General features: G+C 66.2%; 14 protein-coding genes. 9 read left to right on the top strand and 5 right to left on the bottom strand.

All coding sequences use genetic code 11. The features are described from left to right. Positions 1-156: 156 nt before the first annotated feature. Together AB0O89_RS06210 and AB0O89_RS06205 are read right to left on the bottom strand one after the other, a co-directional pair. Positions 157-720: a GNAT family N-acetyltransferase gene (locus AB0O89_RS06210; RefSeq protein ID WP_363495165.1), complete on the bottom strand. Its 564-nt coding sequence runs from the start codon at positions 718-720 to the stop codon at positions 157-159. Next, a complete protein-coding gene (locus AB0O89_RS06205) occupies positions 717-1379 on the bottom strand; it encodes a pentapeptide repeat-containing protein (protein ID WP_363495162.1) in 663 nt (220 codons plus the stop codon). Before AB0O89_RS06205 ends, AB0O89_RS06210 begins: the two co-directional genes overlap by 4 nt. A 232-nt stretch (positions 1380-1611) precedes the next feature. Between AB0O89_RS06205 and ileS the strand changes: the two genes are divergently transcribed. The 4 genes from ileS to ndk are packed head-to-tail and all read left to right on the top strand — an operon-like array spanning position 1612 to position 7179. Further along, positions 1612-4998, top strand: a complete 3387-nt coding sequence (gene ileS, locus AB0O89_RS06200) for an isoleucine--tRNA ligase (RefSeq protein WP_363495159.1) — start codon at positions 1612-1614, stop codon at positions 4996-4998. Further along, complete coding sequence (locus AB0O89_RS06195; protein WP_363495156.1) at positions 4995-6347, top strand: folylpolyglutamate synthase/dihydrofolate synthase family protein; 1353 nt, start codon at positions 4995-4997, stop codon at positions 6345-6347. Before ileS ends, AB0O89_RS06195 begins: the two co-directional genes overlap by 4 nt. Then, the gene (locus AB0O89_RS06190; RefSeq protein WP_363495153.1) at positions 6344-6760 is read left to right on the top strand and encodes a DUF4233 domain-containing protein; all 417 of its coding nucleotides are present in this window, start codon (positions 6344-6346) and stop codon (positions 6758-6760) included. Before AB0O89_RS06195 ends, AB0O89_RS06190 begins: the two co-directional genes overlap by 4 nt. A 2-nt stretch (positions 6761-6762) precedes the next feature. Then, positions 6763-7179, top strand: a complete 417-nt coding sequence (gene ndk / locus AB0O89_RS06185) for a nucleoside-diphosphate kinase (protein ID WP_228178224.1) — start codon at positions 6763-6765, stop codon at positions 7177-7179. A gap of 38 nt (positions 7180-7217) precedes the next feature. Here ndk and AB0O89_RS06180 read toward each other — a convergent pair whose 3' ends face one another. Together AB0O89_RS06180 and AB0O89_RS06175 are read right to left on the bottom strand one after the other, a co-directional pair. Continuing rightward, positions 7218-7628 (bottom strand): hypothetical protein, encoded by a 411-nt coding sequence (locus AB0O89_RS06180; RefSeq protein WP_363495150.1) that lies wholly within the window; start codon positions 7626-7628, stop codon positions 7218-7220. A gap of 53 nt (positions 7629-7681) precedes the next feature. Beyond that, positions 7682-8290 (bottom strand): vitamin K epoxide reductase family protein, encoded by a 609-nt coding sequence (locus AB0O89_RS06175; RefSeq protein WP_363495147.1) that lies wholly within the window; start codon positions 8288-8290, stop codon positions 7682-7684. Between the two features lie 267 nt (positions 8291-8557). Here AB0O89_RS06175 and AB0O89_RS06170 point away from each other — a divergent pair, with 267 nt between their 5' ends. Then, the gene (locus tag AB0O89_RS06170) at positions 8558-10945 is read left to right on the top strand and encodes an Rne/Rng family ribonuclease (RefSeq protein WP_363495345.1); all 2388 of its coding nucleotides are present in this window, start codon (positions 8558-8560) and stop codon (positions 10943-10945) included. A gap of 9 nt (positions 10946-10954) precedes the next feature. On the opposite strand, the gene AB0O89_RS06165 is transcribed toward AB0O89_RS06170, so the two are convergent. Further along, a complete protein-coding gene (locus tag AB0O89_RS06165; protein ID WP_363495144.1) occupies positions 10955-11230 on the bottom strand; it encodes a DUF4031 domain-containing protein in 276 nt (91 codons plus the stop codon). Between the two features lie 217 nt (positions 11231-11447). On the opposite strand from AB0O89_RS06165, the gene rplU reads away from it, so the two are divergent. The 4 genes from rplU to proB all read left to right on the top strand — a co-directional run bounded on the left by rplU (position 11448) and on the right by proB (position 14465). Continuing rightward, positions 11448-11756, top strand: coding sequence for a 50S ribosomal protein L21 (rplU, locus tag AB0O89_RS06160; RefSeq protein ID WP_195691534.1), 309 nt, complete (start codon positions 11448-11450; stop codon positions 11754-11756). Between the two features lie 21 nt (positions 11757-11777). Beyond that, positions 11778-12035 carry a 50S ribosomal protein L27 gene (rpmA, locus tag AB0O89_RS06155; RefSeq protein ID WP_292709323.1) on the top strand — a complete coding sequence of 86 codons (258 nt, stop codon included), beginning with the start codon at positions 11778-11780 and terminating at the stop codon, positions 12033-12035. A gap of 97 nt (positions 12036-12132) precedes the next feature. After that, complete coding sequence (obgE, locus tag AB0O89_RS06150) at positions 12133-13641, top strand: GTPase ObgE (protein ID WP_363495140.1); 1509 nt, start codon at positions 12133-12135, stop codon at positions 13639-13641. Further along, complete coding sequence (gene proB / locus AB0O89_RS06145) at positions 13638-14465, top strand: glutamate 5-kinase (RefSeq protein WP_363495137.1); 828 nt, start codon at positions 13638-13640, stop codon at positions 14463-14465. The genes obgE and proB overlap by 4 nt, the downstream gene beginning before the upstream one ends. Positions 14466-14470: the final 5 nt, after the last annotated feature.

Below are 14470 nucleotides of genomic sequence, written 5' to 3'. Positions count from 1 at the left end.
CGCCTTGATTCTACCGGCGCGAACACTGTCGTGCCGGTGAGCGCGCCCCCCGACCGCGCGACAATTCGTTCCGGCGCCGAGAATCTGCTCGGGTGCCGCGGTCAGGGCGCCGGATCGGATTCTCGTGACTGTTGGGGCTCCGGATAAGCAGCGGGGTCAGGGCGACGGATGCCGAGAGTGCCAGTCCTCGCGGGTGATCGCGAATGCCAGGTGCGGCATGTCGATGTCGCGGTAGCGGATGGTGAAGCGCGCGCGCACCGTCATCCCGAGTCGAATGGCGACATTCATCGACGCGATGTTGGTATCGCGCACTCTCGCGTAGATCTCGGGGACGTTGAGGTGAGTGAAGCCCCAGTCGAGGCACGCGGATGCCGCCTCGGTCGCGTATCCGTGGCCCCAACGCTCCCGAAGCAGGTGGTAGCCGACCTCGACGACCTGCGCTTCGCCCACGGCCTGGATCGTGAGTCCACAGTCGCCGATGACCTCGCCGGTGCCGGCATCCACCATGGCCCAGAGTCCGAAGCCGTCGCGTTCGTAGCGCGCGAGCTGCCTCGTGATCCAGTCCGTGGTCTCGTCGGGTGAGAAGCCATGCTCGTAGGCAGCCATCGCGATCTCGTCGCCGAGGACGCGGTGCAGGGCTGGCCCGTCCTCGAGAGTGAGCGGCCGCAGCCGCAGCCGTGGGGTGTGCATCCCGGCGAAGGCTTCCGTCGGCTTCGTCATTCGACGCTCCGGATGCCGAGAGCGGCCGCGAACGCGTGCGCGTGCTGCTCGATCTGGCGAGGCGAGAGCGTCGCACCGCTGAGCCCAGCAGGGTCTGTGAACGAGAACGCCTCGAGACCACGGAGATCGAGGTTCTTGCTGCGCAGGCTTCGAGAATCGACCTCGTCGGCGTGACATCCGGAGAACTGCACACGATCGAGGGATGCCTCGGGGAGGTCGAGTGAGCCGAACCGGCAGTCCACGAACCGAACGTCGCTCAGCGTCGTGAGAGCGAGGTTCGCGTAATTGATTCGCAAACCGCGGAACTCGACGCTGTCGAGCTCTGCGCCGCTGAGCTCGAGAGTTGCGAGCCGTCCGCCGTCGATCGTGACAGTGCGCCACGCGCTGCCCGGCGCGATCAGACGGGTCGCACGGATACCACTGATCAGCACATCGCGCAGGGATGCGCTCGTCAGCGTGAAGACACCGAGGTCGGCATCCGGGATGGCGCACTCGGCGATTTGACCGAAAGAGGCATCTACGTCGCCGTGAAGCGGGGCGAGCCGCGCGCCGAGAACGTCGTCGTGGTGGTCCAGCGTGTCGGCTGCCTCGAGCACCCGCGGCAGATCGGGGCCGGTGACGCGCGGAGGCAGCGGTTCATCGGATCGCGAGCGAGGCACGCATCCACCCTAGGCGCCGCTAGAATTGAGCAATCAGCACCGATCCGGCCATCACCGGGGAGCTCTCGGAAGAACCGTCCCGCAAGGGGCCCAGTAGAACCGAGCGGGTCAGGCCCGTCATAGCCGCAGTGAGAGGGGCTCGGCCGGACGCAGACCGGAAGAGCACGCAGGGTGGTACCGCGGTCCGCGAGGATCGTCCCGGCGCAACAGTCCGTGACCCTTGCGAGATGACATGAGCTATCCCCGCCCCTCCGCCTTCGGACCCGCTGCCGACGTTTCGCCGAGCCCGCGCTTTCCCGCGATCGAACGTGACGTACTCGCCTTCTGGAAGCAGGACGATACCTTCCGCGCGTCGATCGAGCAGCGCGACGGTGCCGAGGAGTGGGTGTTCTACGACGGCCCGCCGTTCGCGAACGGACTCCCGCACTACGGGCACCTGCTCACCGGGTACGCGAAGGACCTCTTCCCGCGGTTCCAGACCATGCGCGGCAAGAAGGTCGATCGCGTGTTCGGATGGGACACGCACGGCCTTCCGGCCGAGCTCGAGGCGATGAAGCAGCTCGGCATCACCGAGAAGGCCGAGATCGAGCAGATGGGCATCGCCGCGTTCAACGCGAAGGCTCGTGAGTCGGTGCTGACGTACACCCACGAGTGGGAGGACTACGTCACTCGCCAGGCGCGCTGGGTCGACTTCGAGCGCGGCTACAAGACCCTCGACACCGGATACATGGAGTCGGTGCTCTGGGCGTTCAAGAGCCTCTACGACAAGGGGCTCGCCTACGAGGGCTACCGCGTGCTGCCCTACTGCTGGCGCGACGAGACGCCGCTGTCGAGCCACGAGCTGCGCATGGACGACGACGTCTACAAGATGCGCCAGGATCCGTCGGTCACGGTGACCTTCCCGCTGGTCGGCGCGAAGGCCGAGGCCCTGGGGCTCACCGCGGTCCGGGCGCTCGCCTGGACGACGACTCCCTGGACCCTGCCGACGAACCTCGCGCTCGCTGTCGGCCCCGATATCCGTTATGTCGTCGTCCCCGGTGGCCCGAATGGCGCGGCAGATGTTCACCGCACGCCCGGTGGGGAGGCGGATGACGCTGTCGAGGCGACCGCGCACGAGTACGTTCTCGCCGAAGACCTGCTCGCCGGTTACGCGAAGGACCTCGGGTACGAGAGCGTCGAGGATGCGCGGGCAGCGGTTTCGCGCAGCATCCTGGGGTCGGAGCTTGCCGGAGTCTCCTACGACCGCCTCTTCGACTACTACGCGGATGCCGAGACCTGGGGCACCCAGAACGCGTGGCAGATCCTCGTCGACGACTACGTCACGACCAGCGACGGCACCGGCATCGTTCACCAGGCCCCGGCCTACGGTGAGGACGACCAGCGAGTTTCAGAAGCCGCCGGCATCCCGACGATCCTCTCGCTCGACGAGGGGGGCAAGTTCCTGCCGCAGGTGACGGATGTTGCCGGGCAGCTGTGGATGGATGCCAATCGTCCCCTTATCCGCCTGCTGCGCGACGGCGGCCGGTTGCTGCGCGAGGCCAGCTACGAGCACTCGTACCCGCACTGCTGGCGCTGCCGGAACCCCCTGATCTACAAGGCAGTCTCGAGCTGGTTCGTGCGCGTCACCGAGATCAAGGACCGCCTGATCGAACTCAACGAGCAGATCACGTGGGCTCCCGAGAACGTCAAGCACGGGCAGTTCGGCAAGTGGCTCGAGGGTGCGCGCGACTGGTCGATCAGCCGCAACCGCTACTGGGGGTCGCCGATCCCGGTCTGGAAGAGCGACAACCCCGAGTACCCGCGCGTCGACGCATACGGATCGCTCGAAGAGCTCGAGCGCGATTTCGGAACGCTGCCGCGCAACGAGGCAGGCGAGGTTGACCTGCACCGTCCCTACATCGATGACCTCACGAGGCCGAACCCCGATGACCCCACCGGTCAGTCCACGATGCGTCGCATCGAGGACGTCTTCGATGTCTGGTTCGACTCGGGCTCGATGCCCTACGCGCAGGTGCACTACCCGTTTGAGAATCACGAGTGGTTCGACGAGCACGCGCCCGCCGACTTCATCGTCGAGTACATCGGGCAGACCCGTGGCTGGTTCTATGTGATGCACGTGCTCTCGGGTGCCCTCTTCGACCGGCCGGCCTTTACGGGAGTCTCGTGCCACGGCATCGTGCTGGGATCCGATGGCCAGAAGATGTCGAAGTCGCTGCGCAACTATCCCGACGTGTCGGAAGTGTTCGACCGCGACGGATCCGACGCGATGCGGTGGTTCCTCATGTCGAGCTCGGTGTTGCGCGGCGGCAACCTCGTCGTCACCGAAGAAGGCATCCGTGCTGGGGTTCGCGAGTTTCTCTTGCCGCTGTGGAACGCGTGGTACTTCTTCGCGACCTACGCCAACGCGGCATCCGGTCCCGATGGAGCCGGCTACGAGGCGTCCTGGCGCACCGACTCGACCGATGTGCTCGACCGATACATCCTGGCTCTGCTGGGCGACCTGGTCGCCGGTGTCGCGGCCGACCTCGAGGTGCTCGACTCCACGAGCGCGGCTGAGAAGCTCCGCGACTTCGGCGAGGCCCTCACGAACTGGTACATCCGCCGTTCGCGCGACCGGTTCTGGGAGGGCGTCACCGACGACCCACGAACCCGCGAGGCGTTCGACACGCTCTACACCGTGCTCGAGACGCTCACTCGCGTCGCAGCGCCGCTGATCCCGCTTGTCGCCGAGCGTGTCTGGCAGGGGCTCACGGGCGGTCGCAGCGTGCATCTGCAGGACTGGCCGGATGCGGCATCCTTCGCGCCCGCGACCGACATCCGCACGGCTATGGATGCCGTCCGCGAGGTCTCCAGCGTCGCCAACGCTCTGCGCAAGAAGGAGGGCAAGCGCGTGCGCCTGCCACTCTCGCGCTTGACGGTGGCGGTCACTGATGCCGCATCCCTCGGCCAGTTCGAGGGAATCCTGCGCGATGAACTCAACGTCAAGAGCGTTGACCTCGTCGAACTCACCGATGGTCTTGCCGAGTCCTACGGCATCAGCCAGCGACTCGCCGTCAACGCGCGCGCGGCCGGTCCGCGCCTGGGCAAGCAGGTGCAGCACGTCATCGCCGGGGCAAAAGCAGGCCTCTGGTACGAAGAGGATGGCGTGGTCGTCGTCGATGGCATCGCCCTCGAGCCCGGCGAATACGAACTCACGCTCGAAGCAGGGGGAGTTGCCGAAGGCACGGCGATCGCGCTGCTGGGCGCAGGCGGGTTCGTCCTGCTCGACACGACCACGACGCCGGAACTGGAGGCCGAAGGGCTGGCGCGCGACGTCATCCGTGCCGTGCAGGACACACGTAAGGCCGCCGGGTTCGACGTGAGCGACCGCATCCGTCTCGAGGTGGAGTTTGAATCTGAGAGTGACGCGACCGCGGTGGTCGCTGGGTTCGATGCTGCTGACGTCGCGGGGGAGACGCTTGCTGTGGCCTACGCCATCTATGGACCCGGCGAGCAGACCTTGCTCAAGAGCTGGTCCGCCGTGGGTGAGATCGAGCACACGGAGCGCGTCTCAGCGGGTACCTATGCGAACGCCGGTGGATTCCGCGTGATCGTTGGCAGGGCTGGAGGAGCCGCATGAACGAGCGAGAGCGCGCAGACGCCGTCTACGAGATCCTGCTGAGTCGACAGGGCGAGCAGTGGGTGCAGCCGCGGATCGAGCGGACGCAGAAGCTGCTGGACTATCTCGACAACCCGCAGCGCACGTACCGGGTCGTGCACGTAACCGGCACGAACGGCAAGACCTCGACGAGCCGCATCATCGAGAGCCTTATCCGCGCTCACGGCCTTCGCACGGGCCTGTTCACCAGCCCGCATCTCGAGCGATTCACCGAGCGCATCCTCATCGACGGCGAGCCCGTGAGCGATGAGGCCCTCGTTGCAGCCTGGGACGAGATCGCCCCGTTCATCGACCTCGTGGATGCCGAACTCACGGCATCCGGCGATGCGGAACTGACCTTCTTCGAGCTGCTGACGGTGCTGGCCTTCGTCGTGTGCGCCGACGCGCCCGTCGATGTGCTGGTTCTTGAGGTCGGCATGGGGGGACTGTGGGACTCGACCAACACCGCCGATGGCGATGTCGCCGTCTTCGGCCCTATTGATCTCGACCACGCCGCGCGCCTCGGCGACACGATCGAGCAGATCGCCACCGTGAAGGCAGGCATCATCAAGGAGGGCGCGGCTGTCGTATCAGCCCGGCAAGCTCCGCCGGCTGAGGCGGTGCTGCGCGGACAGGCCGGAAGACGAGACGCGACGTTCGCGATCGAGGGTGACCAGTTCGCGCTGCAGCAGTCTGCTCTGGCCGTCGGCGGCCAGCTGATTTCGGTCCGCGGGCTGGCCGCCGAGTACGCCGACCTCTACCTGCCGCTGTATGGATCGCACCAGGGCTTCAATGCTGCGCTGGCGATCGCCGCCGTTGAAGCGCTCATCGGGGGCGGCCGGCAGCCCATTGCCGCCGACGTGCTGGTGGAAGGGCTGTCCAGCGTCACGTCACCGGGAAGGCTCCAGCTGATCGGCACGGAGCCGACGGTGCTCGTCGATGCTGCACACAATCCGCACGGCGCGCGAGCTCTCGCCCAGGCCCTCGGCGAATCGTTCGACTTCGACGAGTGGGCACTGGTCATCGGCGTGCTCTCTGACAAGGATGCCGACGGCATCGTGTCGGCGTTGAGCGAGGTCGCGACAGCGTTCTTCGTCACGGCACCCGATTCCGATCGGGCAACGGATGCCGACGCTCTGGCCGACCTGCTCGAGGCGCGGGAGCTCCCCGCCGCCGTCTTTCCTGAGCTCGAGTCGGCTGCCGAGGCCGCGAGGACTTGGGCGAGCTCGGCGCCGCGCCGCGCTGTCATCATCACCGGGTCGGTTGTTCTCGCGGGCGAAGCGATCACGCTCTCGGCAGACAACGAGTGGAAAGCGGGGTCCGGAGCGTGAGCGCGGACGGGCCCGCGGCCTCCCCGCGCCCACGCCGCGCCCGCGGTGCCCGGGAATCCCTCGGATCGGTCGTTCTCGGCTTCGAGTCGATCATCGTCTTTCTGGGCGGCCTCGTCGTCTATGGCCTTCGCGTGCTGCCCGAGGGGATCGAGCCCTGGTGGGGTATCGTCGGGGGCTCCATTCTGGCGCTGTTGATGGTCATCACCGCCGGACTTCTGCGTCACTCCTGGGCGATCGCAGTGGGCTGGGCTCTGCAGGTCGTCGTCCTGCTGGGGGGCTTTCTCGTGCCCGCACTCGTTATTGTGGCGATCATTTTCGGTGGCATGTGGGCGTATGCAACGATCAAAGGGGCATCCCTCGATGCTCGCAACGCCCGACGCGCGGCACCCCCCGAACCCTCGAACGGAGAATAACGATGTCGACCGAAGAGACCCTCGTTCTGGTGAAGCCCGACGGTGTTGCGAGGGGCCTGACTGGCTCGATCCTCGCGCGCATCGAGGCGAAGGGATACGCCCTCGTCGACATCCGTCTGGTCGAGCCGGACCGCGACCGACTCGAGAAGCACTACGCCGAGCACGCCGGCAAGCCCTTCTACGAGCCGCTTCTCGAGTTCATGATGTCCGGTCCGTCGGTCGCCATCCGTCTTGCCGGCAACCGGGTCATCGAAGGTTTCCGGTCCCTCGCTGGCACGACCGACCCCACGACGGCAGCGCCGGGAACGATTCGCGGCGACTTCGGCCGCGACTGGGGGCTCGCCGTCCAGCAGAACCTCGTCCACGGCTCAGACAGCCCTGAATCGGCCGCGCGCGAGTTGGAGATCTGGTTCGGCTGACAACGCCGCGGTGCCAGGTCTGGCCTGCGAGATCATAGCTACCGCGCGACGGTGAACTCCACCTCGGCAGCGGCGCACGACGCACCCTCAGGACACGTCGCGATGTCCCAGTAGTTCGAAATCGACGCTATGGCTTGTCCCGGGCGGATCGTCGGCGGCACAGTGATCGACACCGAAAACGACCCGTCGGGGTCTGGCGTGACCCGCGCTTGCGCGAGGGGAATCGTCTCGCCGGCGGGGTGGATTCGAACGGTCAACTCCGCGCCGCCCGGCAGCGGGCAGGCATTCGTCGTCGAGACGGCCACGATTCTGCCTGGACGCGGGTTGTCGGGATCAACGGCCAGCGTCGGCACGCAGACTCGTGACGGCTCTGCGATACATGCTGTGAGCGCCGAGCCTGCTAGCACCAGGAGGGTCACCGTCGCGACGATCCGCAGGCACCGATTCATGGGCCACACGCTAATCGTGTGAGCCTCAACCCGTCCAGGGATTGCAGCGAGGCTTACAGGCCGAAGATGTTGGTGAGCGCGCGCGTGGGCGCCAGCTGCGCGACGATGACGATGATGCCGTAACTGACGATGGTTGCCAGTGGCACCCACCGCATGAGTCCTTGCGAGAACCGGAGCAGGCCGGGCGATGCCCCGAAGGCACCCGAGCGCATGGCATGAACGGTGACCGCGTAGAACGTGGGAATGGTTACGCTCCAGGTCACCATGCACCACGGGCACAGGGTTCCGAGTACGAACAGGCTCTGGCTGATGAGCCAGATCACGAACCCGAACGCGAAGAGCATCCCCGCCCAGAACAGGAGCCAGAACCACCGGGCAAAGCGCGCGCCGGCCAGCAGTGCGGCACCGACGACGATCGGCGCGACCCAGCCGCTGAGCCCCAGGATGGGGTTCGGGAAGCCGAAGACGCTTCCCTGCCACGACTGCAGGTTTGCCGTGCACTGCACCAGGATGCTGAAGTCGCACGACGCCGTCGCGTTCGGGTCTGCGAGCAGATGGAACCGTTCGACCGTCAGACTGAAGGCGGCGTACCACCCGACGATGCCGGCGATGATGAGCCAGATGGCGAGGCCGACGGGTCGACGTGCGGATGCTGCGGGCATGCGTCGATTCTGGCATCCGTCTGCTTAGGAGTCGCCTGAAAGCGCGGGTCTTCGAACCAATGGAGTGTTTGTGCGCCGATAGTGCGATAATTGCCGGGACGAGTCCGCGGCCGCGCCGCGGAACATGTCGTCACAGACTTCCGGGCAATGGCTGCCCGTCGCAGCGTGAGCTTCGAGCCTGCTGCACACCGAGTTGATGAGCGACCTGCCGGTCGCGGAGATGTCGTCGGGCGACGCGCGGGGTCGCTCGACAAGGAGTACGCCGACATGGGCGATGAGAACGATGTACAGAACACGACCGAAGCCGACACGGAAGGCGTGCGGGACGACCTGATCCAAGCCCTCGTCACCGCCGAGGTCGAGGAGCAGGCGGTCGCTGCAGAGCCAGCGGTCGAATCTACGTCTGCGGAGGTCGCCGCGGAGCAGCCCGCAGCGTCGGATGCCGAGGTCGAGGATGCTCCACCTGCCACCGAGCAGATCGACTCCGTCGACGCGCAGGGCGTTGCTGAATCCGAGTCTGTGGAGGAGGGCGTTGCGCAGCAGCCCGAGTCCGTCGAACCCGAGAGCACCAACGAGGCTGAGGCGACCGAGGAGCCGACGGGTCCGCCCACCGCTGTGAGCCTCGGGCTGCTGCCCGAGAACTTCGTGTCTGCGGTTTCGACCGCGCTGATGTTCTATGCGCCTGAGGTCACGCCTCTTCCCGCACTTCCTGAGGACGAGACCGACGACTCCGAGCCCTCCGGATCGTCCCGGCGTCGCAACCGTCGCCGTGGTGGGGGAGAGCCTCGCGAAGAGAACAGGTCGAGCGGGTCGCGCCAGCGTCCTGCCGAGGTGATCACCGAGCCCCAGCGGATCAAGGGGTCGACTCGGCTCGAAGCGAAGAAGCAGCGTCGCCGTGACGGCCGCGAAGCGGGGCGTCGCCGCACCGTCGTGACCGAGGCCGAGTTCCTCGCGCGCCGCGAAGCCGTGGATCGGGTGATGGTGGTGCGCTCGAAGAACGGGCGGGTCCAGATCGGGGTGCTCGAAGACAACGTGCTCGTGGAGCACTATGTCGCGCGCAGCCAAGATGCCTCCCTGATCGGCAACGTCTATCTTGGCCGCGTGCAGAACGTGCTTCCGAGCATGGAAGCCGCCTTCGTCGACATCGGTCGGGGCCGCAACGCCGTTCTCTACTCCGGCGAGGTGGACTGGGATTCTGTCGAGACCGGCAACCAGCCGCGTCGCATCGAGCTTGCGCTGAAGTCCGGTGACAAGGTTCTCGTTCAGGTGACGAAGGATCCCGTCGGACACAAGGGAGCCCGTCTCACGAGCCAGATCTCCCTGCCCGGCCGCTACCTCGTGTATGTGCCCGGCGGCGCGATGAACGGTATCTCACGCAAACTCCCCGACACCGAGCGCGCGCGACTCAAGAAGATCCTCAAGGAAGTCCTGCCCGAGTCATCCGGCGTCATCGTGCGCACCGCAGCTGAGGGCGCGACCGAAGACCAGCTGACGCGCGATGTTCAGCGTCTGACCGCACAGTGGGAACACATCAACCGTCAGGTTGAGACCACGGGTGCTCCGGCGCTGCTGCACTCCGAACCTGACCTGCTGGTGAAGATCGTCCGCGACGTCTTCAACGAGGACTTCTCTCGGATGCTCATTCAGGGTGAGGATGCGCTGCACACCATCTCGCGCTACCTCGAGGGTGTTGCGCCCGACCTGCTCGAGCGCGTCTCGGAGTACGACGGTGACGCTGATCCGTTCGACGAATTCCGGATCACGGAGCAGATCGAGAAGGCGCTGGATCGAAAGGTGTGGCTCCCCTCGGGCGGATCGCTCGTGATCGACCGCACAGAGGCGATGACGGTCATCGACGTCAACACCGGAAAGTTCGTTGGCTCCGGCGGCAACCTCGAAGAGACAGTGACGAAGAACAACCTCGAGGCCGCTGAGGAGATCGTTCGTCAGCTGAGACTGCGCGACATCGGTGGAATCATCGTTGTCGACTTCATCGACATGGTGCTCGAATCGAACCGTGACCTCGTGCTGCGTCGCCTGGTGGAATGTCTGAGCCGGGATCGGACGAAGCACCAGGTGGCTGAGGTCACATCCCTCGGCCTTGTTCAGATGACCCGAAAGAAGCTCGGGCTCGGCCTGCTCGAGACCTTCAGCGAGCCCTGTGAGGTTTGCGCTGGACGCGGGGTCATCGTGCACCACGATCCCGTCGTGAAGCACCGCACCGCGGCTTCCGGCAACGGTTCGCCGCGCCGGAGCCGAGGTGCGGCCTCCGGCAACGGTTCTTCCTCCTCGTCGTCGCCTTCTCAGGCGGGCAACGGCACGCATGTGATCACCGAGGGGGTGAAGTCAGCCCTCGCGCAGATCGCGGCATCCACGATTCACGCCCCGGTCGACGCGGCGACCGTTGAAGAGGTCGTTGTGGCGGCGGTGCAGGAAGCGAGTGAGCCGGCACCCGAGAAGCCCAAGCGCCGCAAGAAGAAGGCAGAAACCGAGAAGCCCAAGTCCGAGAAGGAACTGCTCCTCGATTCGGTGCTCAACGCCCTTCCCGAGCCGAAGGCACCGGGCCAGGGACGGGGTCGGCGTCGCGTGACGACTGCCGCGCTGACGGGCACCCCCGTGTCTGCGACGCCGACGGGCTCAGACGACGAGTCCTGACGGTCGTCGCTAGGCGCCGTGGCGGCGCTCTCGTGCCGTCACACGCAGCCCTGACGCGATGAGGGCGCGAACGAGGGTGTGGCCGTCGACGGGCTTCGCCCCGGCCGCCACGAGCCTCTCGTGGGCCTCGGCGGGCACGTCGTAGTGGTCACGGTCGAAACCGCGGCGGGGGATGTCGTTCCGCTCGGCGAACTCGTGAAGCTCGGCGAGGTCACTATCGCTGATCAGGTGTGACCACAGTCTGCCGTGCGCCGGCCAGCGCGGGTCGTCGATCAGAATCGTCACGCGCCGATCATAGGCGGAGGTCAGCGCGGCGCGGCGATGGTGCGCGTCGCTTTGCTACTACGGTGTCGCATCAGGTAAAGTATTCCTTTGGTGCGTCGTGTGCCGCGTTCCGGACGGCGGCACGTCAGGGCCTCGGTTCCGCACCGCAGCGGTCATCCCCACGGATGGCCCCTCAGACAGACCGGAGCGCTGTGCTCCCAGAAGAAACAGGTGTGAAGTGGTTTACGCAGTAGTGCGCGCCGGCGGCCGCCAGGAGAAGGTCTCGGTCGGCACGATCGTCGTTCTCGACCGTCTCGCCGCCAAGGTCGGCGACAAGGTCGAGCTTCCGGCAGTGCTGCTCGTGGACGGCGACACCGTCACGACCGACGCTGCGAAGCTTTCCAAGGTGAGCGTGACCGCCGAGGTTCTCGGCGAAGAGCGCGGCCCGAAGATCGTCATCCAGAAGTTCAAGAACAAGACCGGCTACAAGAAGCGCCAGGGGCACCGCCAGGACCTCACGCGCGTCAAGGTCACCGGCATCAAGTAAGACCCAGGAAGAGGCGCAGTAATGGCACACAAAAAGGGCGCAAGCTCTACCCGTAACGGTCGTGACTCCAATGCCCAACGACTGGGCGTGAAGCGTTTCGGCGGCCAGGTCGTGAGCGCGGGCGAGATCCTCGTTCGTCAGCGCGGCACACACTTCCACCCCGGCGCGAACGTTGGTCGCGGCGGAGACGACACGCTCTTCGCCCTCTCGGCCGGCGCTGTCGAGTTCGGCACCAAGGGCGGCCGCAAGGTCGTCAACGTGGTGGCCGCCGCAGAGTGATCTGCAGCTGACACATCAGTTTTCGGAAGGGGCGGGCTTCGGCTCGCCCCTTCCCGTCATCCGGCCCTGATAACCATCCGAAGACAGGAGAAAGCGCATGGTCACTTTCGTCGACCGCGTCACCCTGCACCTTCGTGCGGGCAAGGGCGGAAACGGATGCGTGTCGGTACGCCGCGAGAAGTTCAAGCCACTCGCCGGCCCCGACGGAGGTAACGGTGGTCACGGCGGCGACATCGTGCTCGTTGCCGACCCGCAGGTGACGACCCTGCTGTCATACCATCATTCGCCGCACCGGTCCGGCGGCAACGGCGGATTTGGAATGGGCGACAACCGGTCGGGTGCTGCCGGGGAGTCGATCGAACTTCCGGTTCCTCTGGGTACCGTCGTGAAAGACCCGTCCGGCGAGGTACTTGTCGATCTCATCGAACCCGGTATGCGTTATGTGGTGGCACCGGGTGGTCTCGGCGGTCTCGGCAATGCCTCGCTCGCCTCGCCGAAGCGCAAGGCGCCCGGTTTCGCGCTCCTCGGCACACCCGGCTGGGAAGGCGATGTCGTCCTCGAGCTGAAGACGGTGGCCGATGTTGCACTGGTAGGTTTTCCGTCCGCGGGAAAGTCCAGTCTGATCGCCGCCATCTCAGCCGCACGCCCGAAGATCGCGGATTATCCCTTCACAACCCTCCACCCGAACCTCGGTGTCGTCGAAGCCGGTGACGTGCGCTTCACCGTCGCGGATGTCCCTGGACTGATCGAGGGGGCAAGCAGTGGTCGCGGGTTAGGTCTGGAGTTCCTTAGACACGTCGAGCGCTGCACGGCACTCGTTCACGTCTTGGACTGCGCGACGCTCGATCCGGGCCGCGATCCGCTCACAGATCTCGATGTGATCCTCGCGGAGCTTGCCGCCTACCCGGTTCCTGAGGGGCAACTGCCGTTGCTCGAGCGCCCCCAGGTCATCGCTCTGAACAAGGTCGATGTGCCCGAGGCTCGGGATCTCGCTGATCTGGTCCGTCCGGAGCTTGAAGGACGCGGATACCGCGTCTTCGAGATCTCGACGGTGAGCAGGTCCGGCCTGCGCGAACTGAGCTTCGCGCTGGCGTCCATCGTCGCCGAGCATCGGGCCGCGCAGGCCGACACACCGAAGCCCGAACGTGTCGTCATCCGCCCGCGTGGTGCTGAGCAGGACTTCTCGGTTCGCGTCGAGGGTGGCACGTACGGCCCGATCTATCGCATTCTGGGTGCCAAACCCCTTCGGTGGGTCCAGCAGACCGACTTCCAGAACGACGAAGCGGTCGGATATCTTGCCGACCGGCTCGAGAAGCTCGGTGTCGAAGACGAGCTGTACCGCCTCGGAGCCACACCGGGTGCGACCGTCGTCATCGGCGGGGACGACGGAGTGATCTTCGACTGGCAGCCGTCGCTGAGCTCGGTTGCAGAGCTGATGACGGCACCGCGCGGCACGGATCCCCGGCTCGACCAGAACTCGCGCCGCACGACCGCGCAACGTCGTGAGCGCTACCACGAGCGGATGGATGCGAAGGCCGAGGCGCGAGAGGAACTCGAGGCTGAGCGGCTGGCAGCACGGAGCGAGGCGGAGGACGACGAGCAGTGACTGTGACCGAGCGCGAAGGTCTCTTCGGCTGCAGACGAGTTGTCGTCAAGGTCGGATCATCGTCGATCAGCGGTGAACATGCCTGGCGCATCGACGCAATCGTCGCGGCGATCGCCGCAGCCCACGAGCGCGGCACCGAAGTCGTTCTCGTCTCTTCGGGAGCGATCGCGACAGCTCTTCCGCTTCTGAAGCTCGACGGCCGCCCCGATGACTTGGCGACCCAGCAGGCCTCGGCTGCGGTGGGTCAGAACGTGCTCATGTGGCGGTATCAGACGAGCCTCGACAGGTTCGGCATCCTTGCCGGCCAGGTCTTGCTCACTGCCGGCGATCTCGAGAACGCGACCCACCGCTCGAACGCCCGGCGAGCCATGGAGCGACTGTTGGGACTTCGGATCCTTCCGATCGTCAACGAGAACGACACTGTCGCGACGCACGAGATCCGCTTCGGTGACAATGACCGACTTGCTGCGCTGGTGGCCCAACTCGTGGGAGCAGATGCGCTGGTGCTTCTCAGTGACATCGAAGCTCTCTACACGCGGCCGCCGGACGAGCCTGGCGCCACCCCCATTGATCGCGTGGAGCCCGGTGATGACCTGCACGGCTTCCAGTTCGGGTCCGTGGTCGTCAACAGCGTCGGGACCGGGGGCGCTGCCACGAAGGTCTCCGCGGCGCGGCTGGCTGCCGGTGCCGGGGTTGGCGTTCTCGTCACCAGCGCCGACCGTGTTGACGAGGCTCTGCGCGGCGGGAACATCGGCACCTGGTTTGCGCCCAATCCGCACCCGGTGGCGTCGGCTCTCACCGGCCCCATCGCTGTCGATCGGTAGGCTGG

This window comes from Microbacterium sp. NPDC076895 (assembly GCF_040687115.1).
In the GTDB taxonomy this organism is placed as follows: domain Bacteria; phylum Actinomycetota; class Actinomycetes; order Actinomycetales; family Microbacteriaceae; genus Microbacterium.
This window is presented reverse-complemented; position numbering and strand designations above follow the sequence as displayed.